Below are 26,721 nucleotides of genomic sequence, written 5' to 3'. Positions count from 1 at the left end.
TCGCTTGTCAAATTAGTTTTTATTTACTGAAGAGTTAACCACTGTTGGTAGACCCCATAATTCGATGAAACCTACTGCTGAAGCATGGTTGAATTGGTCTTCTTTAGAATATGTTGCTAGCTTTTCGCTATAAAGTGAATTTGGAGATTTACGTCCTTCCACAATTGCATGACCTTTGTAAAGCTTCACGCGCACAGTTCCGTTCACAAACTTTTGTGATTCAGCAAGGAATGACTCCAGTGCTACACGTAATGGAGAGAACCATAAACCATCATAAATTAATTCAGATAATTTTTTCTCAATGACTGGCTTGAAGTGTGCTAACTCTTTTACAAGCGTTAAGTCTTCAAGCTCTTTATGAGCCGTTAATAGCACTTTTGCTCCTGGAATTTCATACACTTCACGAGATTTAATACCAACTAATCGATTTTCTACGTGATCGATACGACCAACACCGTGTGCTCCAGCTACTGCATTTAGCTCTTGGATTAAATCAGCAAGCTTCATTTCTTTACCATTTAAAGATACTGGCTTACCAGCTACAAATTCAATTTCTACGTATTCCGCTTCATCTGGAGCATTTTCCACGGAAACTGTTAAACCGTATGCTTCTTCTGGTGGAGATACCCATGGATCTTCCATTATGCCCGCTTCATTTGCACGGCCCCATAAGTTTTGGTCGATTGAGAATGGTGAATCTAACGTTGCAGGAATCGGTACATCATGTTTCATTGCATATTCGATTTCCTCATCACGGCTCCAGCCCCACTCACGTACAGGTGCTAATACCTCTAAATCTGGATTTAACGCTTTGATTGAAACTTCGAAACGAACTTGGTCATTACCTTTACCTGTGCAACCGTGAGCTACTGCATCCGCACCTACTTGGTTTGCAATTTCCACTAATTTTTTAGAAATTAATGGACGAGAAAGTGCCGATACTAGTGGGTATTTTTGTTCGTACCAAGTATGAGCTTGTAATGAAATTAATGCATATCCTTCAGCGAATTCATCCTTCGCATCTACCATATAGGATTCAATTGCTCCTACTTGAAGAGCTTTATTTTTTACAAATTCAAGATCCTTACCTTCACCAACGTCAAGACACACTGCAATAACATCCCAACCTTGTTCTTTTAACCATGGAATTGCTACAGAAGTATCAAGACCTCCTGAATATGCTAATACTACTTTTTTATTCGCCATAAAAAATGCGCCTCCAATTAATCTATAAGATATGTATGTTTATACATTCATTTAAAAGTTTATACACGAATAGTATCATGTTATAAAAATTAAAACAAGTGTATTTTTATAAATTTCTAGACTTTTATGTTTATTGTAAAAAGTGAGTCATTACAATACTTTAAGCCTTTGTACCAACTATGAATATTTTCACTCGGATAAACAAATTATTACTAACTACATGAATGTATATTATATAAATGCCAGGAAAGTAAATGGCTCTTCGGCAAAACGAGGGGTTGATTTCCGTTCCGGATGGGGGTGTCTGATGAGAAAATGACATGTGTTTTAACAATTGGTGATGAGCCGTAAAAAAACTGTAGACACACTCAATTTTCACTTGAGTATGTTTACAGTTTTTTTTCTTTCAGCGGGTGTCCAAACACCCACTAAAAGAAATTAAAGGCTCCGCCGGATGTCACAGAATCGGAAAGGAGTTCTTTGTGCAAGCACAAAGCCGATTCCGGACGTAATTATGCCAAGGCATAATTGATTGACTATTTTTTATTAAAAAATGATTTGCCTAAAATTTCAACGGTTGCAGGTGCCATTGCATACAGCTTGCTTGTTAATCCCATGATCCTTGGTAAATTAACCTCTCGAACAGGGCGCCCGATTGTTTTTACAGTAGCTTGTGCAACTTCTTCAGCTGTTAATAAAAATCTTCCTAAAGACTCGCGATAGCCACTTTCATCACTAGCCTTATCTAAAAATGGTGTATCGATTGGACCTGGATGTATTGCAGTGACTTTCACATTATACGGAGCCAGTTCCATGCGAAGCCCATTCGTAAAGCCAACAATCGCATGCTTTGTAGCAGCATAAACACTAGCCTTAGGTGTCGCTACCTTTCCTGCCTGTGAGCCGATGAAGATTAGCTGACCTTGCTGACGTTGTATCATAGGTGCTGCTAGACGTTTTGCTAAATATATCGGTACACTGACATTTAGCTCTACCATTTGTCTAATAGCTTCATCTGATAATTCAGGTGCAATGCCAAATTTACCTACCCCGGCAGATAAAATAGCTACATCAAGAGGCGGTAGCTGTGCGCATACTTCATCGATTGTAGTTAAATTAGTTAAATCTGCTTGGATCACGTGTGCGCCTGCTCGATCTAATGCTTTCAATGCCACCGCATTACGTCCTGTTGCATAAACCGTATGACCTTGTGCTACTAATAATTCTGTAATTTTCAGTCCAACACCACTTGTTGCACCTGTCACGAAGATAGTCTTTTTATTCACGCTCATGCTTAAACCTACTTCCTTTGAAATAAATAGATGCCTTCTTCCGTTTTAGTAGATGTAATCAAATTGTTGGCCTCTAAGTAATCTAAATAACCGAGCGTTTTGGACAACGTCAGACCAAGCTGACGCTGAAAAATTGCTGGGTAAAAGCGCTTCGTTACTTGTACAGCAGTTAATGCTTCGTCCCCAAATAATTCGCAAACCTTCAAAGATTGCTGATGCTGGCGTTCTAGCCGTTTATCAATTAAATCAGGAATATTCTCTAGCTCAGCACCATGTCCTGTATACATCTTTTTTACGGGTAATCGACGTAAAATTTCTAGCGATTCATTATATTGTAGTAACGATTTAGTACGTCCTAATGTACGGTCTAGTGGTGGCTCAATTAATGGGTTTGGTGTTATTTTTTCAAGCAATAAATCTCCACCTATTACATGATGAGTTTTTTCATCCCAGTAGATTAAATGGCTTTGTGCGTGTCCTAATGTTTCAATAGCCTTTAATCCAGGATGTCCTGGTACTTCATCCCCATCATTAAGAATTTGTGTTAATGGTCGTTCACCTACAAGCTCTATTTCACGGCGGACATGTACACTCGGCTGGATATATTGTTGAGGAACTCCGTGCTCAAATAAGCGTTCACTGTAAAACTGCACATGGTAACGTAAAAATTCCTCGTCATGACGAAGCCATTTATCGTTATAGGCATGCCCTAAAATTTCTGCGTTTGGAAAGGCATCCACCCAACCTGCATGATCTGGATGATGATGGGTTAACACAACCTGTTCAATATCTTGCATGTCAAAGCCCGCTGCTCGAATACCCCATTTTAGAGCATCATAGGCTTCCATTGTTTTTGGACCAACATCAAAAATTGTCAATGCATCACCTTTTACAACAAATGCATTCACATCTCCTACTTCATAGGGTGTTGGTATTTCTATTTTGTATATAGACAAAAGCTGTTTCCCCCTTTTATGCAACTAGTGAATACCTATTCATTCTATTTTACAAGTTTTTCTTCTTTTCGTCACCCTCCTGTTGACAGGTTGAAGTATTATCAATATAATTTTGAATAATCTAATTATTAATGTGCGTTGATGAAGCCAAGTACGTAATTGGTGAAGGTGTCTTAGAGAGTGTTACATTTGCTGAAAGTGACATCACCCGCTCCCATTACCGAACCTACTTCTGAGCAGTTATGAAAACATAACCGTTTCCCTTGCGTTAAAAGGGCTATGAGTTGTGCCAATTGGCAAACAAAGGTGGTACCGCGGAAACAACAGCGTTTTCGTCCTTCTTTATAAGGACGAGAGCGCTTTTTTATCTGCATTCAGCAAATGTCTTTTGTTTGAATGCAGGTGTGGTTCCTTTTCAGTGGGTGTCCAAACACAAACTGAAATAGAGGAACTCAGTCTAAGAACGCCACGTCCTGTGGCAACAACTGAGTGACCAACATCACGTTGGCCCAAAGTCTCCGGCGGATGTCACGGATTTTCAAAGGAATGAATTGAGCTAGCACAATTCAAAATCCGGACGCAATTACGCCAAGGCGAAATTGATTTTGATTTTGAACTGGAGGTTTTATCATGAAAAAAATATTATTTATTGGTGCAGGCTCGATGGCAGAGGCATTGATTCAGGGCTGGATTAAACAAAAGGTATTTACAGCACAAGAAATTTACGTCACCAATCGCTCCGACAAAGAACGCTTACATTTTTTACACGACACATATGGTGTAAATGGCCATTTTGATGATAGAATTTATCAGCAGGCTGATTTAATCATTTTAGCGATGAAACCTAAGGATGCCGTTGCAGCGATGCGTGAGCTAAAGCCTAAAATTACAGAGCATTCAGCTGTTCTTTCTATTTTAGCTGGTATCGCCATTTCTACTATTATAGAACATTTAGGTGCTCGTCCAGTTGCACGCGTTATGCCAAACACTTCTGCCACTATTGGGATGTCTGCAAGTGGGATTGCATTTAATGAAAAAGTGACAGCAGAACAGCGCTCCATTTTCTTACAGCTTTTAGAGGCGGTTGGTTCAGTTATTGAGGTGGGTGAGGATCAATTACATGCTGTAACGGCTCTTTCTGGGAGTGGGCCGGCTTATATTTATTATTTAATGGAGGCATTTGAACGTGTTGGTACAAAGGTTGGTCTCTCGAAGGATACAGTACGACTATTAATGACGCAAACACTTGCTGGTACTGCGGAAATGCTGAAGCAATCAGTCGATGAACCTGATGTCTTACGCCGTAAAGTAACAAGTCCAGGCGGTACAACAGAAGCTGGAATTAAAGCTCTTGAACAATATCAATTTAATGAAGCCATTGAAGCATGTATTAAAGAAGCTGAAGCTCGATCTCGTTCGCTTGCAAATAGTAAATAATGGGTGCAAAATAGAGTGTATCACTAGGGATTAGGGGGCTTTATATTGGCTAAATTATTTGAACCTTATCAATTACAAAATATCTCTTTAAAAAATCGTGTTGTGATGGCACCGATGTGTATGTACTCGGCGCAGGATGATGGGCTTGTCACACCATTCCATCAAGTACATTATGCAACGCGGGCTGCTGGGCAAGTTGGTTTAATCATCGTCGAAGCTACTGGAGTTGTACCTGAAGGTCGTATATCTAGTAACGACCTCGGAATTTGGGATGATGCTCATATCGAAGGTTTACGTCAATTAGTTCAAGGAATGAAGGCATACGGGGCAAAAACCGGCATACAACTTGCACACGCTGGACGTAAAGCAACTGTAGATGGAGAAATATTTGCTCCATCTGCCATTGCATTTAGCGATGCTTATAAAACGCCAACTGAGATGACATTAGAAGACATTGAATATGTTGTAGAAGCATTTAAACAAGCAGCTGTACGGGCGACTAAAGCGGGCTTTGATGTTCTTGAAATCCATGGAGCACACGGCTATTTAATTAGTGAGTTTTTATCACCTGCAACGAATAAACGCAATGACCAATACGGTGGTTCTCAAGAAAATCGTTATCGATTATTACGTCAAGTCATTGATGCTATTCGTAGTGTTTGGGAAGGTCCTTTGCTTGTGCGTGTTTCCGCTGAAGACTATGCAGAAGATGGTACAACGATGGATGACTTTATCATCTTCAGTCGTTGGATGAAATCACAGGGTATCGATTTAGTGGATGTTTCTACGGGTGGTGTCGTGCAAGCACATATCAATGTTTTTCCAGGCTACCAAGTAAGTCATGCTGAAGCGATTAAGCATGGTGCTAATATTCCAACTGGAGCAGTCGGCCTTATTACGACAGCCATTCAAGCAGAGGAAATTTTACAAAACAATCGTGCTGACTTAATTTTCCTAGCACGCGTTCTTCTGCGCGAGCCATATTGGCCACTTCATGCTGCTAAGGATTTAGGAGAAGAAATTAAACCTCCAGTGCAGTATGTACGCGGTTGGTAGAAAATAGCGGTATATAGACTTTTCATTTCAATAAATAGGGTTTTGTGCTCATCCCTCTATTGAAGAAGTTTTGGATCGTGCTTGTGCTGTTCGGCGGAGCGATTTGGGGCTTTATTCGCAAAAAACTCGGATTGAAGAAAGAGCAGTCGGAGCAACAACCGACACAATCGGAGCAACCGGCACAGGACCAGGCGAGTGACAGCAGCAAGGTTAATTTGTAAGAGCAATAACCACATCCGCTAAACGTTTCGCGGATATGGTTATTGAATTGATCCAAATGAGATAATCAAAGCCCCTCCTAATCACCCGCTAGCCAAAGTGTTAGGAGGGGCTTTTCATGTCGTTTATTCATTTAATGAAGCGCTTTATAAAATATGCTACGCAAGCACGGTTGCGATTACAAGAAACACAATATCAAACTCATTTTGAAGAAATGCCCGGTGACCTTCTATACCATCCATCACACTTGTCACCTGATCATCTACTTGGCTCAAACAATTCTGTTAACATTGCATTTACATCTTCATGATCCTCAGCCATTAAAATACTCAAAACTTATATTATTCAGCCCCATCACCATAACGTAAATCAACTTACAAAGCATAGGTTTTACAAATAACTTCCCTACTTTTGATATGAACCATTAATAAAGTTATGAGATCGATAAGTAATTGTCGAAATGGTTAACAATAGTTTTACAGATAATCCCTCGTCTGAAATAAACATAATAACTCTTCAGGAACCTTTACCGAACCCTTATAAAAAAGATATACAGGAACATTTGGCAAAGCTATTTCATCGAAGGGAACGATGTTAAACCTCCCTTCCATCCGCTCTCTTCTTACAATCATCCGTGGCAAAAATGACATGCCTAATCCGTCTTTTATTAAGCGCTTTACCACATAGGATTGAGATATGGACACTTGCTTGGTCACTACATATTTTTCCTGAAGTTTATGTAATAAATCCTCCCAAATAGTTGGATGATGGTGTGTAAATAAAGTGTAGGTTTGAAATAATTCCTCATAATCAATATAAGCCCCTGTCTCATCATCGAAAGCATCCAGGGGAATAACCAATTCTAAAGGACTCTCTACAAGGAGCTCTTGATGCCAATGGCGGTAACGCGTTGGCAATAAGGAAATACCAATATGCGCCTTATCACTATTGATTAAATCTTCAATTTTTGCTGAATCCTCCACTAGAATCGATATTTCAATGGCAGGATTTTCATTGATAAACTGATAGATAACATGGGGTAATATTGTTTCCACCATTAACGGGGTCATTGCAATCACTAGCTTTTCTTCAATACCTTTAGTGGCTAACTGAAAACGTTCAATACTTTTTTCCCATTGATGGATGATTTGCTGAGCTTCTATTAGAAAGAGCTGCCCTGCCTCCGTTAATTGCACTCGATTTTTTTCACGTTTGAACAATTTTACATTCAAGAAATGTTCCAACTGATGAATATGAACTGTGATACTTGGTTGCGATAAATGTAATTCCTCTGCGGCTACTCGAAAATTACAAGATTTAGCGGCTACTACAAAAGACTGTATCCATTTATAATCCATAATCTCACCTCTTTCATTAATGTTAATAATCAACTTCATTAACTATATTTAATTTACTAAATTATCCAACAATAATAAACTAAAATTAGATCGATTACTTTTACACAAAGGGGAGAATCGTATGTTAGCTAGATTAAGTAAACAATTTCGTACTTTTGCAAAAGATGAATGTGAAAACTCAAGTCCACTGTATGAACATTTAGCCAATAAGATTGCCGATGATGATGAAATATTAAAAGTTGTCGCATTTATACCTCAAGGACAACCTGTACCTAATTTATTATTAGCTGGTGTTCAGTATTTGCTGTCATCATCCAAAGACGAATTAGTTAATTTTTATCCATCTTTAACGACAACACCCAAAGCAATTGATGAAGTGTATCCTGTTTTTAAAGCATTCGTCTTATCCCATTCAGAAGAATTGAAGATTTTATTTCAAGAAAAACTTGTTCAGACTAATGAAATTCGCCGTTGTTCTTACCTTTATCCAATGATGACAGAAATTTATAAAAGCCACCAAAAACCAATAGCTTTAATAGAAATCGGTGCGAGTGCAGGACTTCAACTTGGAATGGATCAATACAATTACTGCTATAATCAACAGGTTCACGTAAACAATTGTCATAGCGCTTTCGTTTTGTCCTCAGAAAATCGAGGAGAACCGCTTCCAGCTTCTATTACAAATGCTCCAGTTGTTTGTAAACGAGTTGGCATCGATTTAAATCCTATTGATATTCATAATGAGGAAGAACTCCAATGGCTCCAAGCATTAATTTGGCCTGAGCATGAAGAGCGAAGACTTTTGTTAAATCAAGCACTTCCTATTTTAAAAGAACTCGATTTAGAGCTGATAAAAGGAGATGCTATTAAACTTATAAAAGAAATTAGTAGAGATATTAATCAAGATGCGATGTTAGTTGTTTATCATACGCATGTGGCAAATCAAATCCCAATGGAATTACGCCTTGAACTAATTGAACAATTAAAAGTGATCAGCATGGAAAGACCTCTCTACCATTGTTATAACAATTTATTTGATATGCAACTACATCAAGATTTTATTGATCAAGGAGAGATAGAATCTATACGAATAATGGAACGCCCTGATGGTCATGCTCGATGGTTCAAGTGGTCCAACAATCAATAAAAAGCACGAAAAAACGCTGAGTAAGATTACCTTCTTACTGCAGCGTTATGTTGTCGATAAACTATTATATAATGAATTTAAGGTTTCTATTTATAAAGTATGGCTCATGGACAAAACGAGGGGTTGATTTCCGTTCCGACTGAGCGCTTTCCTGGGGACGTCCGATGAGCCGCTTCGCTTAGCATGAACTTCTGGCATATCACTCTAATTTTTTACTGTATATTTTTTGATTGCAGGTAGAATATCGTTCCCTATAATTTCAATATTTTTCATTAATTTATCGAACGGCACACCGCCAAAATCAATTTGTGCCATAAATCGTTGCATGCCATAGAGCTCGTATTGATATAGTAATTTTTCAATAATTTGTTCCTTACTTCCGACCATTAAGGCGTCTCGTGTATCTGTCGCTTCCGCAAATTGTTGCTTTGGATAACCGGCGCCGCGAATTGCTTGGAATCCACCATTTAAATGTGGGTGCATCCCTTCTAGTGCCTCTTTCGTCGTATCAGCAACGTAAAATAGGCTTGCTGTAGCAATCGGTAACTCTTTCAGATCAAAACCACTTCGCTCCGCAGCTTCTCTGTAGGCATCAACTGATGGCTTAAAGTTAACGGCAGGACCACCTAATGTCGTTAGCATCATCGGAATGCCCATAGAGCCTGCTTTAATAGCACTAGCGGGTGGTCCACCGACAGCACGCCAAATTGGCAACGAGCCATTTTTAGGTTGTGGCAAAATTTGCGCATTGTGAAGTGGCGCACGGAATTGTCCTTCCCAAGTGACAAGCTCATTGTCATTTATTTTTTTCAGTAGCTCTAATTTTTCTTCAAAAATGTCTTCATAATCCTTTAAATCAATGCCTAGTAATTGATATGCACCTACTCGAGAGCCACGACCAGCAACTATTTCTGCACGTCCATCTGAAATTAAATCAATCGTTGCAAAATCTTCATATACACGTACTGGATCAGAGACACTTAGTACCGTCGCAGAGCTTGTTAATTTAATTTTTGATGTAGCTTGTGCGATCGCTCCTAAAACAACCGTGTGTGCCTGTGTAGTAAAGTACGATTGGTGACTTTCTCCCACACCAAACACATCGATACCTGCTTGTTCTGCAAGCTGACTTGCTTCAACTAGCTCTTGGATTCGTTGCTGAGCTGAAATTCGTCCACCTGTTAATGGGTTTGGAATATGATCCCCTAATGAATAGAGGCCAAATTCGATGCCTTTCGATTGATCAATGCGGTATTTTTCCATAATTAAACCTCTCCTTAATCTAGTGGTTCTAAATTAGCTTCGATTTCTGCACGTCTTTCTTCTAAAAATGGAGGGAGATCAAGTTCTTTACCAAGATCCTCTACTGCCGAATCAACTGTAAATCCTGGGCCATCTGTTGCCATTTCAAATAAAATTCCATTACGATCTCTGAAATAAAGACTTTGGAAATAATAACGATCCACAATGCCAGTACTATCAAAGCCCTGTTCCTTAATTTTGATATCCCACTGTTGTAATTCCTCCACTGTTCCGACACGTAGTGCTAGATGATGAATACTACCACGACCAGGTTTCTCACTTGGCCCTTCTAATTCTTTAACGACGATTTCTCCAAGTACTTCACCAGGAATGGATTGCAATATTGCTTCTTTTTCACTTTCTTCAACAGCTGTGTAGTTAAATAATTCTTTTAATAAATTTACTGTCCGTTGCAAGTAACGCACTGTCATTTCAACTGTACCCATCCCTAAAATGCGATGTTCTGCAGGGATATCAGAGCCGTCCCATGGTTGCCAATGAGCTGGTGTTGCGTGATCATGATTGTTTAAAAGCACCATTCGTAACCCTTCATGATCCTCGAAAAATAAAGCATCTTTCCCTGCATAAGTTGTAATTCCACTATGTTCAACCTCGAATTCTTGAAAACGATTTTTCCAATATTGCAGACTGTCATAGCTTGGCACTAGTAGTCCAATACGTGTAATGGCATTTGTTCCTCGAACTGTCCGTCCTGCTACAGGCATTTCAAAAAATGTTAATTCTGTACCCGGTGCTCCTGTTAAGTCTCCATAAAACAAGTGATACATGGAAGGCGAATCTTGGTTTACTGATTTCTTTACTCGACGTAAGCCGAGAATTTTTGTATAAAAATCATTATTACGTTTGCCGTTTTTTGTTAGCATTGATATATGATGATGTCCACTTAATTTGTTCACGAATGTTTCCTCCTTATTTTCACTTGACTAAGCAAGTGATAGTGTAAAAAAATCACGCTGGTGGTAATTTTTTATCACGACTATGCTTCTCTATTTTCGACATTAGTGTATTTAAAGTTTTGATTTCTTCTTCTGTTAATACTTCTTCAAAAAATGAAGATTGAAATTGTAGCTGACTTGGTGTTGCCGCATCAATCATCTGCTCGCCTTTAGCTGTTAGTGAGATTGTTTTAGTCTTCCAATTTTGCTTACGTTCAATAAGTCCATCTTTTTCAAGACGAGCAAGCATCCGAGACATACCACCTTGCGTCACTATCACTTTCTCTGCTAATTGGGATTGCGTTAACGGTGCATATGTCTTAATTTGGATTAGGACATCAAATTGTGCAGTCGTTAAGTCAAAGCGCTTTAAAAACTCATTGGATAGTTGATTACTTTGATTTGTAAAGCGCATCATCCGAATCCACGTCAGTGTTCCGAGCGTGTGTTTTCGCATCGCTTCCTCCCCCTCTCATTCATCACTTTACAACGCAAATGATAAATAAGCAAGAAAAATATCTCGAATTCAAGATATTTTTCAGTGTGAAGCTCACACTATATAATGCCATGCGTCGTAATTGGATATAAGTTTCCTTTAAAGGCAAACGAAATTCTCCCTGTTTCTTCAGACACTACCAGGACAAGCGCATCACTTACTTCACTTAACCCTAATGCTGCTCGATGTCTTGTGCCTAATTTCTTTTCCCCCGTATATATCTCTGACAGAGGCAGTACATTTGCTGCTGACTCAATTAGATTTTGGCTTACCAAAACTGCGCCATCATGAAGTGGGTTTCCAGGATAAAAAATAGATTCTAATAAGGAATGCGTTACTTCTGCACCAATATGAATACCAGGCTGTATAATCGATGCCACAGAATCCTCCCGTTCGATCACGATTAGTCCCCCGTGTCTTCTTCTAGACATATTTTGTACGCAATGCGAAAGCTCAGGATATTTTTCAGTAAACGGGGAAAGATAGCAATTTAAATAAAAGGTTGCAGCTTTCATTTCAATCGTTACAAATTTCTCTTTAATTTTTTCAAAATTCCCCAGAAGACAGTTTGCCTCAGTATCCATTGCTTCTACATTTTGCTGTAATGAATGAATGACCTGCAGAAGCTCTTCCTTTAATGTTTGTTTCATTGGTGAAAAATCGCAATTTGTTGGATCCACAAAAAACACCCCGCTTTTCAAATTTATTATGAAAAAACTCGTATTTATTTTTAGTTTCTCTAGATGGAATTATTTTATTCATCTTGGATTTGTTTATTAAACTAATACCCCCTGCTTATAATGATGTTTTGTTGTTGATCAAATATAAAAAGAGTAATTGTGGAATTAACTTTACGTTTCACGGTTTTTTTAGATTAATTTAACATTTCCAATTTTTTCTTTTATAATAAAATAAAATGGTTACCTATTGGAGGTGCTTTATGAAAAGAATACCGTTGTTATCGGTATTACTTATATTTATAATTTCATCCTCTGTTCAAGCACTCTCTTGGGCTTATCCTTTTGTCGTTTGGAAAGGAAAGGTTTATGAAATTAAACAAGACGAATTTATTGAAGATAGTGAAATTGTTAAAATGATAGGGGAAGTAAAAACCAAGCCAAATGATATGACAGGAAATTATTACGGAGATGCCTCAAACTATTACCCAAAAGGAACAAAATATTATGCAATAAAAGGGACATCGACTTCCATTGCAATTGCAGTAAAAGAAAATAACCAGTGGGTAAAGGCTGTCTTTGTTCATAAAGCACCTTTTCACATAATGAATGTCATTTCTAACATTTACTTCATATCAGTTGTTGTAATCATAGCACTACTTGTAATTGGAGTTTTATTATTCAGAACTAAAAAGTCCAAAAAGTGTATCCATTAGTTTATCTAATGAATACACTTTTTGTTTTAGCTTACATTTGTCCAGCGCGAATTTTTTTGACAATGCTGAAAGTCGTGTAGGCAGCGGCTGGTGCAAGTATTACAATAAAAATAAGCCAAACAGTTAAGTTGTCCGTCGCTTTTAATGTATCATAATTTGAGATAACAAAAAGAATTAGTCCAAATAGTAATAAATAGCTTAGCACATTTGGAAAAATAACGATTAAACGCAATAGTGCTGGTGGCATCTTTTGCTGATTCATATAAACCACTCCCCTTTACTAAATTATACAAAAATATACTATTAACCGCATTATAATTCTTTTATATTCCAAATTTCCGTTCTACTACTATTATTACATTGTATTTGATTTCTTTTCGCTTGATAGGTTGAGACAATTTCCTATAAAGATATTTAATTTTGAGGTAAAAATAAGAACCTTGCTACATTTTATTGTAGTAAGGCTCTTAAAAGTTGTTCTTTAATGCTTAATCATTATGCTTGTTGTTTAAACTTATTTTTAGATGGAACAAATAGAGTTAAAACAAATGCAATTATAGCTAGAATTGTCATGAAATAATAGGCATCACTTGAACCTAAGATAGAAGCAAGTGTACGAATACCTTCAGCCGTAGCATTTGGTGTTGCTGCAAGCAATGTTTTCGCATGGTTTGTCGTTTGTGCTGTAAAAATTGTAATAACGACAGCAGATCCAATTGCACCCGCAATTTGGCGTAATGTATTATTCACTGCTGTACCATGTGTGACAAGTGTCTTAGGTAAGGCATTCAAACCAGCTGTGTTCAATGGCATTGTGATAAAACTCAACCCTATACGTAGAAAAATGGTACGTATCATTAAAAAGCTATAGGTTGTTGTTTCTGTTAAATCTGTTACAACCCACATTGAAGGAATGACAAAAATCAAACCGATAATAAATAACGGCTTTGCACCAAAGCGGTCATACATTTTTCCTGTCACTGGAGACATAAAGGCATTTACAAGTGCACCAGGTAATAATAATAAACCAGCGTCTAATGCCGTAAACCCTCTTCCATTTTGCAAATATATTGGTAATAAAATCATATCCGCATACATCATCATTGTGACGATAATGTTGATGATGGATGTTAGCGTAAATAATTTATTGTTAAAAACGGATAAGTTAAGAAGTGGATCAGAAGATTTAATTTGTCGAAGACAGAATATTGCCGTAGTCATTATCCCCACAAGGATAGTAACTATTACTACTTTATCATCCCAACCATGGCTTCCTGCATTACTAAAACCATACAAAATAAGACCAAAGCCAGTTGTTGATAAAATAACACTGATTAAATCTAACTTCGTTTTTGCTGTTTCTGAAACATTAATTAAATATTTCATTGCCATAAATATAATGATCACGACAAATGGGATTATTCCGATAAATAACCAACGCCATGAATAATAATCTATAACGAAACCTGCTAATGTTGGTGCAATAGCTGGAGCGAAAATCATAGCTAGCCCAATTAAGCCCATCATACTGCCTCTTTTTTCAGGAGGAAAAATAAACATCACGATGCTCATTAACAACGGCATAATAATTCCTGCTCCTATTGCTTGAATCATTCGACCTATTAGTAAAGTCGTGAAGTTCGGAGCTACTGCACAAAAAATAGAGCCTAGTAATAAAAACAGCATTGAACTTATAAATAATTGGCGTGTTGAAAAACGTTTCATTAAGTATGCTGTAATAGGGACTAGCACCCCATTTACCAACATAAAGCCAGTAGATAACCACTGAACAGTTGTAGCAGAAACGGAAAATACGCCCATTAAATTACTTAATGCAACGTTTAAAAGTGTTTGATTTAGTGTAGACAAAAAACACCCTAAAATTAATACTGTTAATAGTACTTTTTTATTTATTGATTCCGACATTACATTATTCCTCTTTCTGCTTGTTTTATTAACACTATGTCAATAAAATAGATAATAACATTTTTATTTTTTGATTCCTATTTACAATTTTTCAAGAAGTGTCGATTAAACAACAAAATTTAAAATACTATTAATTAAATGTGTATTTAATAGATAAAGGAGAATTAAATTTTGACTACACAAAAAAAACAAGACCCACGAGCTATTCGGTCTAAACGGGTATTTAAAGAAGCCGTCGTAGATATATTAATTGAAAACCCAGATATTTCGAAACTTACAGTACAAAAAATAGCCCAACGTGCAGAACTAAACCGAGCAACTTTTTATTTACATTTTTTAGATATTAATGATTTATTAAAGCAGGTAGTTTACGATATTTTCGACGACTTGTTGTCTAAAATGTCTCCAACTTTACAAATTGATAATTTAAATAATCAAGAACAACTAATTACGTTTTTAGATTACTTTTATAAGCATAGGAAAATTTTAGCGGTTCTATTTGAGCATCCTGGTTTCAATAAAAAAATGCATATGACATTAAAGGACTTGATTGTTATACAACGTAAAAGTGAATCCGCTGATACCACTCTATCAATGGATATTCTCGCATCTTCAATACTTGGGATTATCATGTGGTGGCTTAGAAACGGGGTTCACTTTAGCTCCGAATATATTGCTGGTCAAATTATTGAATTGTATCGATAATTATTGCTTACTACCTTATAAAATACTCTTTCTTAGGGTCTCAAAATGTGGGTGTATTTCGCTATGGAAACGATTGTAGCTGTCGCTTCGCTTTCGCACAGAAAATATTCGCTAAATAAAGTTAAAAGTACCTCTTAAATGAAACGTCATCTAAAAGGTACTTTATGTTTTTGATTAAATTAATTGATTGTTATTCCAAGAGAATACGGATTGATCAGATGTCAGGAAGGTTTGTGGGAAAACCTCCTGTGCATCTGCTAAAAATTTCGGTAAATCATGTGGTAAAAAGCGGGCACTTAAATGGTTAAGCAGCAAATAGTTTGCTCCTGCTTGTTGTGCCACCTTTGCCGCTTCGACATTGGTAGAGTGTCCATAGTTCGCTGCTAAATCTGTCGTAGTACCATCAAAAGTCGCTTCATGAATAATAATATCTGCTCCATTAGCTAATGAAACAGCCTCAGGACAGTATTTAGTATCTCCTAAAATAGTGAGCGTAAAGCCTTTTTTGGGTGGAGCGACAACATCTTTCGCATAAACAATGGTGCCATCCGCGAGCTCAATATCTTTCCCAGCTTTTAATTGTCCTAGCAAAGGACCTTTTGGAACACCAAGAGCCAGTGCTTTTTCCATTAACAGTTCGCCAGGCAAATCCTTCTGCTCAATACGGTAACCGAAGCATGGAACTACATGTCGCAATTCACTGGCACTTACTGTAAAATGTTCATCCTCGTAAATAATACCTTCATGGACTTCAACAAATTGTAATGGATATGTTAAATGCGTTTTTGACAAGGCTAAAGTTTGCTCTATCCATTGCTGTAAACCTTGTGGACCAAATATTGTTATTGGCTCTTCACCGCCTTGAAATGAACGGGAGCTTAAAAAGCCAGGTAAGCCAAAAATATGGTCACCATGTAAATGTGTAATGAATATTTTCGTTACTTTACGTGGCTTTAACGATGTATGCAAAATTTGATGTTGGGTCGCCTCCCCGCAATCAAAAAGCCACATTTCCCCCACTTCATCTAAAAGCTTTACCATTAAAGCACTTGTATTTCGTTCCTTTGAAGGCATTCCTGCGCCTGTTCCTAAAAAATGTAGTTGCACATATGCCACCTCACTTCAATATCTATATCGCTTTATTGTACCCTATCGCTCCCAATAAAAAAAACCTTTGGTCACTAGTTTTTATCTAGGGTGAAATATTTATAATTAAACTATTAAAAGGTATTACATTTTAATGATGTAGTACCTTTTTTATTGTAGTTATATATAAATATATATGGTATTATATGTAATATAATTTTATGTTTGATATTTCGTAAATCGAATATTTAACTAAAGCTACCAGTTAGTTGAATAAGAAAAATGCCCTGCTCCCTTATTGAAGCAAAGCACAGGTAGTTAAATAACTTATATCTGTTCTTGATAAATATTTAATCGTAAAGGTTCTAATTTTAATGCTATTTTAAACTCTTCAAGATTTTCAACCAAATGATAAAAAACATCCACATCACCATCGGTATCAAAATACCATTCTGACGCTTCCAAACTTCTAAGTTCATTAGTTGGGGTAAATACAAATTCACAATGGAGTTGTTCCATCCCAGAATATTCGTCATCTTCATAGACAGTAAATTGTCTAACGAAATCAAAATAAAATAATTCTTCTCCTGTAAAATCGTATACTCCACATTGGAAGAGTAAAGCTATTTCCTCTTCTCCTTCAACTGGTTGTCTTCCAAACGATATAAATTCATTCCAAACATTTGCTATAGTTGTATTTTCACCAATCTTCTCATTGAGGAAACCTTCAGCATTTTGGGCAGTAATCATATTGTCACTCCTTTAATCAACTTAGTTTATTGTCGCTTATTATACCAAATCTTTATTCAACTAAACTGCTTCGTTAGTAAAAAACGTCCTCACTTGTTGGAGAAACGCCACCGTTCCAATTTCATTCCATAGAATACTTTACCTATCAAATCTTAACAATATATTACCTTATTTTATATATGTAATTTTTTCCTCTTTCAACTAACCTGCACCGTTAGTTGAATAAGAAAAAGATGGGATCTATAAGGAATCCCATCTTGAAGTAAAGCACTACGTTAGTTACACATCCTCATACCTTAAAAGTTCATTCAAATCATTAATAAAAGATTTTAAAGTCCTAGTATTTGATTCAAATTCAATGTACAAATACTCTTCATGAGTTCCACCAATTTGTGCTTTTACAACAACCTCCTCTTTATTTTTTATAATCTCAATATATCCATCAGAGTCATTATCTGCGAGTTCTACACAAGCGTATTCATTTCCCAAGTCTGTACAAAAATTTTTGATTTGTTCTTTTCTGATACAAAAATGAGAGGTAAGTGAATTATATTTTGATTGCCCAAATAATGCGAAAGTATAATTTATTTCAACAAGATACCTTGTCTTTAAGATTAAAGAATGTTTACTATTTATCGAATATATTTTAATCTCGTTTTGAAGTTCCAGCATTTATCAGCACCTCTACCCTAAAACTTTCCCAAAATCCCTTAATTGATTGATTTTCTGCATCGTGTTTTCGTCCCCATTCAAGTAAGATTTTAGCGTTCAAATCAACCACCTCTTTTTATTATCAAGTTATTTTTTTCATAGAATATTTGACCTATCAAATCTTAACATTGAACTTCCTAATTTTACGTATGTAATTTTTTCCTTTTTCAACTTATCTGCTCCGTTAGTTGAATAAGAAAAAGATGGGATCTCTGTGGAATCCCATCTTGAAGTAAAGCCCCCGTTTGTAAAAAAGCGTTTCAACTTATTATAGAAACGCCGCCATTAGTGGGATGATTCAATTGTTCATTTTTCGATTTAGAACTACTCTAGTTAAGAAGTATAATGCTACACCTCCCATTAAAATGATATGTGCCCAACCTCCATCACCTTTGGAAGTGATTTGATTATATATAGACCAAATAAGCAACGTTATTGTGTAAAATATAAAACCATATTTTGCAGCCTTATCACTTTGGTATTTTTCCATTTCATCTTGCTTTCTCATTTTTATTCCCTCTCCCTCTCATAAATAAATATTTCATCTACCGATGTTTTTAGGGTTGCAGATAACTTGAATGCCAATTGTAAGGTAGGATCATATTTGTCATTTTCAATTGCATTAATTGTCTGCCTTGTAACATTACATCTTGTTGCTAATTCCTCTTGAGAAATCTTCATATTTTTTCTTAAAACTCTTATGTGATTTTCCATCAATTTCACCTACGTTCGAAACGTCAAATACTTTTTACATTTTTAATTATAAAGGAATCAGAAAAAACGTCAAATACTTTTTACATTTCTTCTGATCTCCTTCTTAAACTATCCTGCCCCGTTAGCTTAAGTACATTGTTTCCCAAACTTACATCAATATTAATATAAAATTCCATTTTTAATTTAGAAGTGTTATTCAATTAAATGGCCCGATTGTTGAATAAGAAAAAATCCTGCTTTGATACAAAACTTTATTAAAATAATCAATTTTTATTTTAAATTATCGAACTTTGTTTTAAATGATCAATCTCTTCATAATAATTAGTTCTTTTTTAATTTGAATTGTAAATCAAACAATGTAATAAAGGCTATTCAATTGTATATATTTTGTGTTCCATAATAAATAACCGTAAAAAAACCCTGATACAGCAACACACTGTACCAAGGTTTGTATTTCATGCTAAATCATCTTATTTACAAGATAATGTGATTATAAAGTATAACGAGATTAGTTATAATCACTCATGTATTCTGTTTAAGTAATCAGTATACAACTTTTTTGTCTAGTATACATCTTTATTGTAACTCAACATATTTTGTAGCTTTTGAATAAAGTTCGATTAAAAGTAAGTCGCAAACACTGATTTTATACAGAAAGAAACCAACTGTTTTGAAACAAAGTTTGATCAAAACAGTTGGTTCTTTATTTATCTAGTTTGGTTTTTATTGATTATTTCTGGATGCGAATCTTCAATTAAAGTGCCCGTTAAAATTAGCACTTCACCACAGAAAATGAAAGATGATTTAGTTCTTTCATGGGAGTTCAATAAGAAAAAAAGAGCTGCCTATGCAACTCAATGATCTTCAAGTAAACCCCATTAGTTTAAGAAGTTCTAAAGTAAAAAGGGAACAATTTCATTCCCTTTCACTTTAATTTATGCTTTCAGCTATTGTCATAAAGCTTTTAGTATTTTAAGACAAACACCATTAACAGATTATTACCATGATTGTTTATGGGGAAATGATAAGAGTTCAGTAAGCCCCTTCGTAAAGAGAATGCGTAAATACAAACAAAACCAGCAAAACACCTTTTCGGTGTCATACTGGTTTTGTTGAAGTACATCTTAAATTGTAGTTAGTTCAACTTGATTGCAAATTCCGAATTCGGCGCACCAGCAAATACAACTATTCCGTTCTTTGGCAGTTTTACTTTGTTATTGTCGCTTACAACGGTAAAATTGATACATAATCCCTTCTCATCATACACCGCGAACGAACTATTCGATGGCAACGCCACGGTCATCGTTTTCCCCGCTACCGCTTGCGGGATCGTAAACCATCTCGCATGAGCATTTGCTTGTAGTGTAACTTTGGATGATTGGCTTGCGTCAAGCGGTTTTACGTTAGATTCACTTACGTATAAAGATCCGGACATCTCCAAATATTCATCGCCGCCTTCTGTATAGAAACTGGCTACCTTCGTATCACGGCCACCTATTCCAGGTATTTGAAGCTGATGCATCGCCGTGTTAGGGCCTGTAATTTTTCTGCTTTCCCAATAGCCCTCTAGACCTTCAGTGCGATTAATTTGTGTTGTAAGCGGCATCATTGGTACGAGATATTGAGTAGAACTATATTTCTCGTTTACAATATAGAACTTGACGCCTTCCCGCTTTGCCCATGCGGCAGCGGTTTCCTTCGATAGCACATTGTCTTCAAGTTTCTCGGCTACATATTGAGTCATCGCTACTTGCCCTAAACCTGGCATCGATATAAATGTGCTCTCCCTCAAATATGTTCGTCTATTCTTCTCTGTGACGAAGTTGAGCTTGGAGGTACCTGTCTCATTAATAAAGCTTCCATTCGCAGTATAGACATATTTTTCTTCTGGATATAATGGTAAGAACAGTTCTCCATTCTTCTTAATTTCTATTTTAAAATGACCGCCACTAAGGCCGTAAAGACCCGCTTTCTTCACTACGTCTTGAGGCATTTTGGCTTTGACCGGCTTGCCAAAGGATTTGTTCGGCTTGATATCCTTAATTGTGCCCTTCTCTTTAAGCGCAGCGAGCAGTAATTCAGTCGCCATCAGTTGATTTACAGTGCTGCCGCCGCCGGATGACAACACAGCCACTGCCATCTTCTGTTCAGGAAGTACGACCAGTGAAGCATGTTGTAGTGCCGTGTCGCCGCCTTTAGCCAAGCCCTTTATCCCATATTCACTAAATGGATATAGTTTTACACTATCCCAGCCAAGACCATAGTTGAAACTGTTTTCTCCATCCCCCGGCCACATTCCTTTTTTATATTCCTCTTGCTCCATCGCCTTGACTGCCTTATTAGAGAGGATCCCTTTTCCCTGTCCCATAAATAATTGTGAGAAACGAACCATGTCTTCTGCTGTGGAAGAGATCCCTCCCGTACCAATCACATTCACTGATTCAGTAGGAAGCTGCCCTTGGTACATTGGGGAATAAAGTCCAGCCCGCTTATCGTCTTCCAATTTGTCCTGCGACGTTTTCGTATGATTTAGCTTTAAGGGTTTTGTAAACTGTTGATGTATAAATTCGGTAAAGCTCATACCGCTGACTCTTTCCACCATAATCTCGGCTAGCGTAAAACCATCGTTGCAGTATACCGAGAACGCACCAGGATCCGCATTCAAGTGCTGGTTGGACAATCGCTGCAACAAGTTATCATGGGCAGAGGTATCATTATCTTTAAATAATAATGTATTCCTAAACTCAGTACCTTGCAAACCAGAGGAGTGGTTCAACAGCATACGCGGCGTAATGCTTTTGTAACGCTCGTCTTTCATTTTGAAATCAGGCACATAGTGGACGACAGGTGCATCCAAATCAACTTTTCCTTCGTCGACCAATTTCATCACAGCCGCCGTTGCATACATTTTACTGACTGACGCAATCCCGTATAGGGTATCTTTGGTCAGCGGCTGTTTCCCTCTCATATCGTTCTTGCCTGCCTGACCCGACAAAATAATTTGGCCATTATCAATTAGCGCATACTGCACGCTATTCGTCTGATACGACTTCGTGAGTAGCGCAGCCTTCTCTGCCGCAATCTTCTTCAGTTCTTGGCTAGCTATTTCTTGGCTTGCTACAACCGTAGTCTGACTGCTAGAAAACGCCATCGCTCCTGTTGGTAGGCTCATCGTTAACGCTAATGTAGCAGCTAACACCCCAGATAGTTTATTTTTCATAAAAGAATTGCCTCCTTAGATAAGTGATTGATTTCATTGCTGTTATTTCGAACAAAGGTATCTCCTTGTTGTCTTTATTTAACAGATGGTAAAAATTTATAGAAGCTGCCTTCCATAAGATATTTATCAAGTAATTTCTCAAAATTGCTTACAAGAGATTCAATTTTTTCATTTCTAATACAACCAAACTAATGCGGTAATCATTGTAAGACAAGAATTTGCGCAATCCTTTCCCATAGGATTCCATTTACTAGTTCATTCATTTTTTTCTCCTCCAAATTGTTTATTTACCCTTAATACGATTACGTTCGTCTAATCGTTCACTCACGAAAAAATAAATAAAAAAAATCTCAGGAATTTGATCCTGAGACCTTTCTTTTAAATATTTTTCTTGCAAAAATAAGATAGATAATAAGATACGCTGGAAATTGAATAAGGCCTAAAAAGCCCCATAGCCAAGCATTGTGTCCCCTCTTCCGTGCATCCCAAAACATCCATGAGCTCTGACAAATCAGAATGAATGCAATCACGATGCATAACCAAAGCGGTGTGCTACTTAGTTCATTTGAGATCATTCATTACTGACCTTCTTTCTAGTTTTTTTAAGCGCTAAGGGCAATAAGATAATCCCCACAAGCTGAAAATAAAGAAAAAGAATTGGCTGACGATAAACGACAGCAATCCCAACCGAAAGCACAGATACTGCAACAGAGATAAACGTGAGGAGGTCTTTCCATTGTTTTTTTCGTATTCTTTTTTTCTCTAATTCAACATTCTGTTGAAACCATTGTAAGCTTGGAGTAGATACTGGATTCCATTGATCCAGTTTTTCTAAACCATCTATTAATTGCTTAACCGTTAATTCATTTTCATCATCCAACATAGAATTACTTTTTTTAGAATCATACTCTTTCAAGTTCAGCCAACTCCTTTCGTACACTTTTTAGACCATTTGAAACTCGAGATTTTACTGTTCCTTCTGCAATACCCATCATTTTTCCAATTTCCTTATATGAATATCCGTAATAATGCTTTAACACGATTGGCATACGTATTTCTTCATTAATTTGAGCAAGTACATCAAGTACATCATTCCATTCTTCGTTCATAATGGCTGCATTCCATTTCATTTTTCGGAGCGCTTGTTCCTGCTCTAGCCAGTTTTTCTCCCGCTTCTTTCTGCGCTGTTGATCGATAAAAAGGTTCGTTGCGATTGTGATGAGCCATGATGAAAACTTGGATTCACCATTATACAGTTGGATTTTTTCAATACACTTCATCATCGTCTCTTGTGTTAAATCTTCTGCGATTTGTGGATGAAGAGTAACTTTCATTAAATACTTTACGAGGAACGAATAATTCTGTTGTAGCAGTTTCGAAAGAGCCAATGTATCTCCTTTTTTCGCTTTTCGAATTAAATCCTTTTCATCCATGAGATCTACTCCATACAATAATGATTTATATGTAATACGATTTACTGGGAAAAATCGTTCATTTTCAAAATAAAGAATCACAACAAAAATCCATCTATTAGTATTTATTAAGTAGTTTACTTGAAAGTTATATATTTGACCAAAAACCAAAGTATTGTTGCTCATTCAACGAGTTCCGAATGCTTGTCTAATTATTATCGTATTATCAAACTACTCACATGTTTTGTTTAAGTATGTCTTCTTTAACTAACTGGCCCGATTGTTGAATACAAGTTAAACATCACTCTTCAACAAACCTGCCTCGTTAGTTGAAGAAGAAAAAGATGGGATTACTGTGGAAACCCATCTTAAAGTAAAGCACCCCGTTACTTGAATAAGGATTGAACTTTTATAGCAACTTCTTTCGGTTTAACATCAATCGATGATAATCTTTTTATATCTACCCACATAGGCAAATAAGTTCCTCTATCTCTCTCTTTGTCTGTGTACTCTTCACCTTGTCCAGTTCCGAACATTCCATTAATGATTTCAGATAAGAAAAAGTATTGAGTTCCTTTATATTCAACTTTTGCTATACACTCATTAACCTTTACTTCTACTCCCAATTCTTCAAATGCTTCTCTTTTCGCTCCTTCTTCTGGTGTTTCCCCATTTTCTATTCCACCACCAGGAAAAACATAATAAACAGAGCCATCTCTAATTCTTTGAATTAACCCAACCTTATCATTTTCTACTATTACTACCGAACCTCTATTTCGCATAGCCGTAACCTCTTTTTCATTCAAATCTTTTTAAAGTATTCTGCACCTTTAGTTCAATAAAAATAGAGCTGCACATGCAACTCAATGTTCTCCTAGTAAAGCACCCCGTTAGCTTAATAAGGATTATCCATTTATTTTGTAGACGGAAACTTTTAAAGGGTTACTACGATATCTACAAAATTACGAAAAGCCTTTGACATGAGAAGATAGAAACAACGATTATTTATATGGAGAAGGTTTTGGCTACTGATCAACATGCTATTCATGAGTGGGAAGCAGCTAATTTTGAGGATTATATCTAAATATTATTCTTTAGTTCTTTAGCTACGGGTCCTGTAGCAGGATTTTTAAGTTCAAATCCATTGGTGAAAAAAATTGAAATAAAAAAGCACGTATAAATTTGAATAAGTAACAAATTTATACGTGTTTTTTCTATACATAATTGGGATTTATACTTACTGCTATAAGGCTTTCAATAACAAAATCACCATCCGTAAACTGCCATTAAAACAACAATAATTGTACCGATTATAAGAAAAATAGACAATGCTTTCATTAGGGTAACTAAACAGCCTTTGCTATTTCTGTAAATATATAATCCTCCGATATTCATTGTTATTAAAAGTACTGCATTTATTATAAATTTTATATCCAATTTATATCACCTTTCAATTACCACCATTTCCATGATACCCATTTCATACCGTATGTTTTATATATCATTCTCCCAAAATTAAAATATCACAAATTCTTGTATTTATCGTAAGAATAAGTATTGTATTTCCCTAGGTTTATTCTTACGATTTCTTGAAACTTTGAAAAAGCGTAACTAAAAACGTAATCATATTGATAAAGACAATATCCAAACATTAATATAACTGCCTTTATAGAAAAAGTGTTTTATTTTACCATAAGATACCACAAAGCTTACTGTTTAACTAACCTGCCTCGTTAGTTGAAGAAGAAAAAGATGGGCTCTCTATGGAATCCCATCTTGAAGTAAAGCACCCGTTAGCCATCCATGTAGCGCAAAATCAACACTACACCACAGAAAATGAAAGATTTTTACGTTCTTTCATGGGAGTTGAATAAATTTACTTAAGAATGTTTATACAAAGAGAGTTACCATATCATTTAGTTCTCTTTGCCGTGATTTCTGATTGTGATGATTTTATAAATGATGACAGATATGTACGCGATAATAAGAACAACAATGTATTCAACAGGTAAATTATTTTTAATATCGATATAGATAAAAAATATTAGAAAAAAAGAATACATGATAATGTCAATTATATTTTTTTTAACCATTAGATTACTCCCCTCCTAAAATTCATTTTAACATAAATACCCAAATAACCTGTCGGATATCATTCCAGATATGTCCAATGATTATTGAACGAAAGATTAACAAAATTCTTCAACTAAACTGCCTCGTTAGTTGAATAAGAAAAAGATGGGGTCTCTGTGGAATCCCATCTTGAAGTAAAGCACCCTTAGTTCATTAAGACGAAATTAAAAATGTCCGTTTCTATGGTCCATTTTAAACGTCTTATCCATTCCTCCTGTACTTCTTGTGGTGCTTTTTTGACCTTATGTAATACTTTCCATACCTTATATACACAGTAAGACCTTAATACTTCAGGAGATAAGTGTATTGGATTATTAATTTTATATTCTTTAATAAATAAGAGATTTAATGAGTCCGCATATTCAGGGTAATGAAGTTTTGTAAACCAGCAGACCCATCCTATATCGGTTAAAGGATTTGCCCATTCAGACCATTCCCAATCTAAGACTGTAAGAGTATTAGTATCTGTGTAGTCTGTGTATAAAACATTGTGAATCCCATAGTCACCGTGCGTTAAAACCCATTCCTCCTTAGTATCGTTTATGTTTTGTAATATCTCCATAGAATTTGCAATAAGAAATTCAGGTACAAAATCTAAACTTAAGTTAAATTCATTAAAAGTACATTCTTTAATTCCACTTGAAGTATAGTTATATTTTATTGAATGAATTCTTTTAGCAAGAGATGCTCCTAAGTTTTTATATAATTCCTTTGTTCTTTCTAATTCATTGTTATCTAAAATGGATTGTCCATTTATTCCTTTTCTGTACTCCATTACAATTATTTGAAGGGCATCTGTTTCTATTAACTCATAAATTTTTGGTGTTACTCCTGTTTCTTGAATTAAATTTAAACAATTTATTTCATTTTCAATGTCTTCGTTAAATTTATTTGCAACTTTAACAACTAACGGAGGAAGTGTACCATTTAACAAAAAAGTGTCATTTGTGTACCCTCCAGTTAATCGAACAAGTGAAAAATCACCGTATTTTTCTTTCAAATGTTTTTTTAATACTTTTTCAGTCAAAGTTATCCATCCAATCATTCTTTTGTATCTATTAATTTTACTATAAAGCAATAACAGATCCCCTTTAAACCATTCAATATATATTATTTCTTATTCAACTAACCTGCCCGTTAGTTGAAGAGCAACATGGATGTATTATAGATGAGTGGACATACCTCGGTTAAATCAATAGAATTGAGCATAAGAGAGGACGTGTCCGACCATGAGTCAAAAAAAGTA

General features: G+C 36.1%; 27 protein-coding genes. 6 read left to right on the top strand and 21 right to left on the bottom strand.

Annotated elements, in window-relative coordinates:
• Window positions 1–12: 12 nt before the first annotated feature.
• From ACIQLB_RS20615 to ACIQLB_RS20605, 3 genes are all read right to left on the bottom strand, one after another.
• A complete protein-coding gene (locus ACIQLB_RS20615; RefSeq protein ID WP_400730177.1) occupies window positions 13–1,206 on the bottom strand; it encodes an argininosuccinate synthase in 1,194 nt (397 codons plus the stop codon).
• Between the two features lie 536 nt (window positions 1,207–1,742).
• The gene (locus ACIQLB_RS20610) at window positions 1,743–2,498 is read right to left on the bottom strand and encodes an SDR family NAD(P)-dependent oxidoreductase (protein WP_400730174.1); all 756 of its coding nucleotides are present in this window, start codon (window positions 2,496–2,498) and stop codon (window positions 1,743–1,745) included.
• 8 nt (window positions 2,499–2,506) lie between these two features.
• Window positions 2,507–3,454: an MBL fold metallo-hydrolase gene (locus ACIQLB_RS20605; protein ID WP_400730171.1), complete on the bottom strand. Its 948-nt coding sequence runs from the start codon at window positions 3,452–3,454 to the stop codon at window positions 2,507–2,509.
• A 630-nt stretch (window positions 3,455–4,084) separates the two neighbouring features.
• Here ACIQLB_RS20605 and proC point away from each other — a divergent pair.
• The 3 genes from proC to ACIQLB_RS20590 all read left to right on the top strand — a co-directional run bounded on the left by proC (window position 4,085) and on the right by ACIQLB_RS20590 (window position 6,476).
• Window positions 4,085–4,891 carry a pyrroline-5-carboxylate reductase gene (gene proC, locus ACIQLB_RS20600; protein ID WP_400730168.1) on the top strand — a complete coding sequence of 269 codons (807 nt, stop codon included), beginning with the start codon at window positions 4,085–4,087 and terminating at the stop codon, window positions 4,889–4,891.
• A gap of 45 nt (window positions 4,892–4,936) precedes the next feature.
• Window positions 4,937–5,947 (top strand): NADPH dehydrogenase NamA, encoded by a 1,011-nt coding sequence (gene namA / locus ACIQLB_RS20595; RefSeq protein ID WP_400730166.1) that lies wholly within the window; start codon window positions 4,937–4,939, stop codon window positions 5,945–5,947.
• 337 nt (window positions 5,948–6,284) lie between these two features.
• Window positions 6,285–6,476, top strand: a complete 192-nt coding sequence (locus tag ACIQLB_RS20590) for a hypothetical protein (RefSeq protein ID WP_400730163.1) — start codon at window positions 6,285–6,287, stop codon at window positions 6,474–6,476.
• A 166-nt stretch (window positions 6,477–6,642) separates the two neighbouring features.
• On the opposite strand, the gene ACIQLB_RS20585 is transcribed toward ACIQLB_RS20590, so the two are convergent.
• Window positions 6,643–7,524, bottom strand: a complete 882-nt coding sequence (locus ACIQLB_RS20585) for a LysR family transcriptional regulator (protein ID WP_400730160.1) — start codon at window positions 7,522–7,524, stop codon at window positions 6,643–6,645.
• Between the two features lie 121 nt (window positions 7,525–7,645).
• Here ACIQLB_RS20585 and ACIQLB_RS20580 point away from each other — a divergent pair, with 121 nt between their 5' ends.
• Window positions 7,646–8,671: a DUF2332 domain-containing protein gene (locus tag ACIQLB_RS20580; RefSeq protein ID WP_400730157.1), complete on the top strand. Its 1,026-nt coding sequence runs from the start codon at window positions 7,646–7,648 to the stop codon at window positions 8,669–8,671.
• Window positions 8,672–8,875: 204 nt separating this feature from the next.
• Here the strand turns inward: ACIQLB_RS20580 and ACIQLB_RS20575 are convergent, their stop codons facing one another.
• From ACIQLB_RS20575 to cdaS, 4 genes are all read right to left on the bottom strand, one after another.
• Window positions 8,876–9,934 carry an LLM class flavin-dependent oxidoreductase gene (locus ACIQLB_RS20575; RefSeq protein WP_400730154.1) on the bottom strand — a complete coding sequence of 353 codons (1,059 nt, stop codon included), beginning with the start codon at window positions 9,932–9,934 and terminating at the stop codon, window positions 8,876–8,878.
• 14 nt (window positions 9,935–9,948) lie between these two features.
• Window positions 9,949–10,890: a ring-cleaving dioxygenase gene (locus tag ACIQLB_RS20570; RefSeq protein WP_400730151.1), complete on the bottom strand. Its 942-nt coding sequence runs from the start codon at window positions 10,888–10,890 to the stop codon at window positions 9,949–9,951.
• Window positions 10,891–10,942: 52 nt separating this feature from the next.
• Window positions 10,943–11,386, bottom strand: a complete 444-nt coding sequence (locus tag ACIQLB_RS20565; RefSeq protein ID WP_400730149.1) for a MarR family winged helix-turn-helix transcriptional regulator — start codon at window positions 11,384–11,386, stop codon at window positions 10,943–10,945.
• 98 nt (window positions 11,387–11,484) lie between these two features.
• Window positions 11,485–12,105: a sporulation-specific diadenylate cyclase CdaS gene (gene cdaS / locus ACIQLB_RS20560; protein ID WP_400730146.1), complete on the bottom strand. Its 621-nt coding sequence runs from the start codon at window positions 12,103–12,105 to the stop codon at window positions 11,485–11,487.
• Between the two features lie 260 nt (window positions 12,106–12,365).
• Between cdaS and ACIQLB_RS20555 the strand changes: the two genes are divergently transcribed.
• Complete coding sequence (locus ACIQLB_RS20555; RefSeq protein WP_400730143.1) at window positions 12,366–12,818, top strand: hypothetical protein; 453 nt, start codon at window positions 12,366–12,368, stop codon at window positions 12,816–12,818.
• Between the two features lie 31 nt (window positions 12,819–12,849).
• Here ACIQLB_RS20555 and ACIQLB_RS20550 read toward each other — a convergent pair whose 3' ends face one another.
• Together ACIQLB_RS20550 and ACIQLB_RS20545 are read right to left on the bottom strand one after the other, a co-directional pair.
• On the bottom strand, window positions 12,850–13,080 hold the full coding sequence (locus ACIQLB_RS20550) for an acyl-phosphate glycerol 3-phosphate acyltransferase (protein WP_400730140.1): 231 nt from the start codon (window positions 13,078–13,080) through the stop codon (window positions 12,850–12,852).
• 233 nt (window positions 13,081–13,313) lie between these two features.
• Complete coding sequence (locus ACIQLB_RS20545; protein WP_400730137.1) at window positions 13,314–14,744, bottom strand: DHA2 family efflux MFS transporter permease subunit; 1,431 nt, start codon at window positions 14,742–14,744, stop codon at window positions 13,314–13,316.
• A gap of 171 nt (window positions 14,745–14,915) precedes the next feature.
• Between ACIQLB_RS20545 and ACIQLB_RS20540 the strand changes: the two genes are divergently transcribed.
• A complete protein-coding gene (locus tag ACIQLB_RS20540) occupies window positions 14,916–15,449 on the top strand; it encodes a TetR/AcrR family transcriptional regulator (RefSeq protein WP_400730134.1) in 534 nt (177 codons plus the stop codon).
• Between the two features lie 174 nt (window positions 15,450–15,623).
• Here the strand turns inward: ACIQLB_RS20540 and rnz are convergent, their stop codons facing one another.
• The 11 genes from rnz to ACIQLB_RS20485 form a co-directional block, all read right to left on the bottom strand.
• Window positions 15,624–16,556: a ribonuclease Z gene (gene rnz / locus ACIQLB_RS20535; RefSeq protein WP_400730131.1), complete on the bottom strand. Its 933-nt coding sequence runs from the start codon at window positions 16,554–16,556 to the stop codon at window positions 15,624–15,626.
• 306 nt (window positions 16,557–16,862) lie between these two features.
• On the bottom strand, window positions 16,863–17,285 hold the full coding sequence (locus ACIQLB_RS20530; protein WP_400730128.1) for a hypothetical protein: 423 nt from the start codon (window positions 17,283–17,285) through the stop codon (window positions 16,863–16,865).
• A 279-nt stretch (window positions 17,286–17,564) separates the two neighbouring features.
• A complete protein-coding gene (locus ACIQLB_RS20525; RefSeq protein ID WP_400730125.1) occupies window positions 17,565–17,957 on the bottom strand; it encodes a hypothetical protein in 393 nt (130 codons plus the stop codon).
• A complete protein-coding gene (locus ACIQLB_RS20520) occupies window positions 17,932–18,057 on the bottom strand; it encodes a hypothetical protein (protein ID WP_400730123.1) in 126 nt (41 codons plus the stop codon). Before ACIQLB_RS20520 ends, ACIQLB_RS20525 begins: the two co-directional genes overlap by 26 nt.
• A 237-nt stretch (window positions 18,058–18,294) precedes the next feature.
• Window positions 18,295–18,504, bottom strand: coding sequence for a hypothetical protein (locus tag ACIQLB_RS20515; RefSeq protein WP_400730120.1), 210 nt, complete (start codon window positions 18,502–18,504; stop codon window positions 18,295–18,297).
• Between the two features lie 2 nt (window positions 18,505–18,506).
• A complete protein-coding gene (locus ACIQLB_RS20510) occupies window positions 18,507–18,710 on the bottom strand; it encodes a helix-turn-helix transcriptional regulator (protein WP_400730117.1) in 204 nt (67 codons plus the stop codon).
• A 1,135-nt stretch (window positions 18,711–19,845) separates the two neighbouring features.
• Window positions 19,846–21,930, bottom strand: coding sequence for a serine hydrolase domain-containing protein (locus ACIQLB_RS20505; protein WP_400730114.1), 2,085 nt, complete (start codon window positions 21,928–21,930; stop codon window positions 19,846–19,848).
• A 571-nt stretch (window positions 21,931–22,501) separates the two neighbouring features.
• Window positions 22,502–22,846 carry a YxlC family protein gene (locus tag ACIQLB_RS20500; RefSeq protein ID WP_400730111.1) on the bottom strand — a complete coding sequence of 115 codons (345 nt, stop codon included), beginning with the start codon at window positions 22,844–22,846 and terminating at the stop codon, window positions 22,502–22,504.
• Window positions 22,833–23,363 (bottom strand): RNA polymerase sigma factor SigY, encoded by a 531-nt coding sequence (gene sigY, locus ACIQLB_RS20495; protein ID WP_143999272.1) that lies wholly within the window; start codon window positions 23,361–23,363, stop codon window positions 22,833–22,835. Before sigY ends, ACIQLB_RS20500 begins: the two co-directional genes overlap by 14 nt.
• A 365-nt stretch (window positions 23,364–23,728) precedes the next feature.
• Window positions 23,729–24,124: an NUDIX hydrolase gene (locus ACIQLB_RS20490; RefSeq protein ID WP_400730109.1), complete on the bottom strand. Its 396-nt coding sequence runs from the start codon at window positions 24,122–24,124 to the stop codon at window positions 23,729–23,731.
• Window positions 24,125–25,620: 1,496 nt separating this feature from the next.
• Complete coding sequence (locus ACIQLB_RS20485; protein ID WP_400730106.1) at window positions 25,621–26,502, bottom strand: phosphotransferase family protein; 882 nt, start codon at window positions 26,500–26,502, stop codon at window positions 25,621–25,623.
• Between the last annotated feature and the right edge of the window lie 219 nt (window positions 26,503–26,721).

This window comes from Lysinibacillus sp. NPDC092081, assembly GCF_044755845.1.
In the GTDB taxonomy this organism is placed as follows: domain Bacteria; phylum Bacillota; class Bacilli; order Bacillales_A; family Planococcaceae; genus Lysinibacillus.
This window is presented reverse-complemented; position numbering and strand designations above follow the sequence as displayed.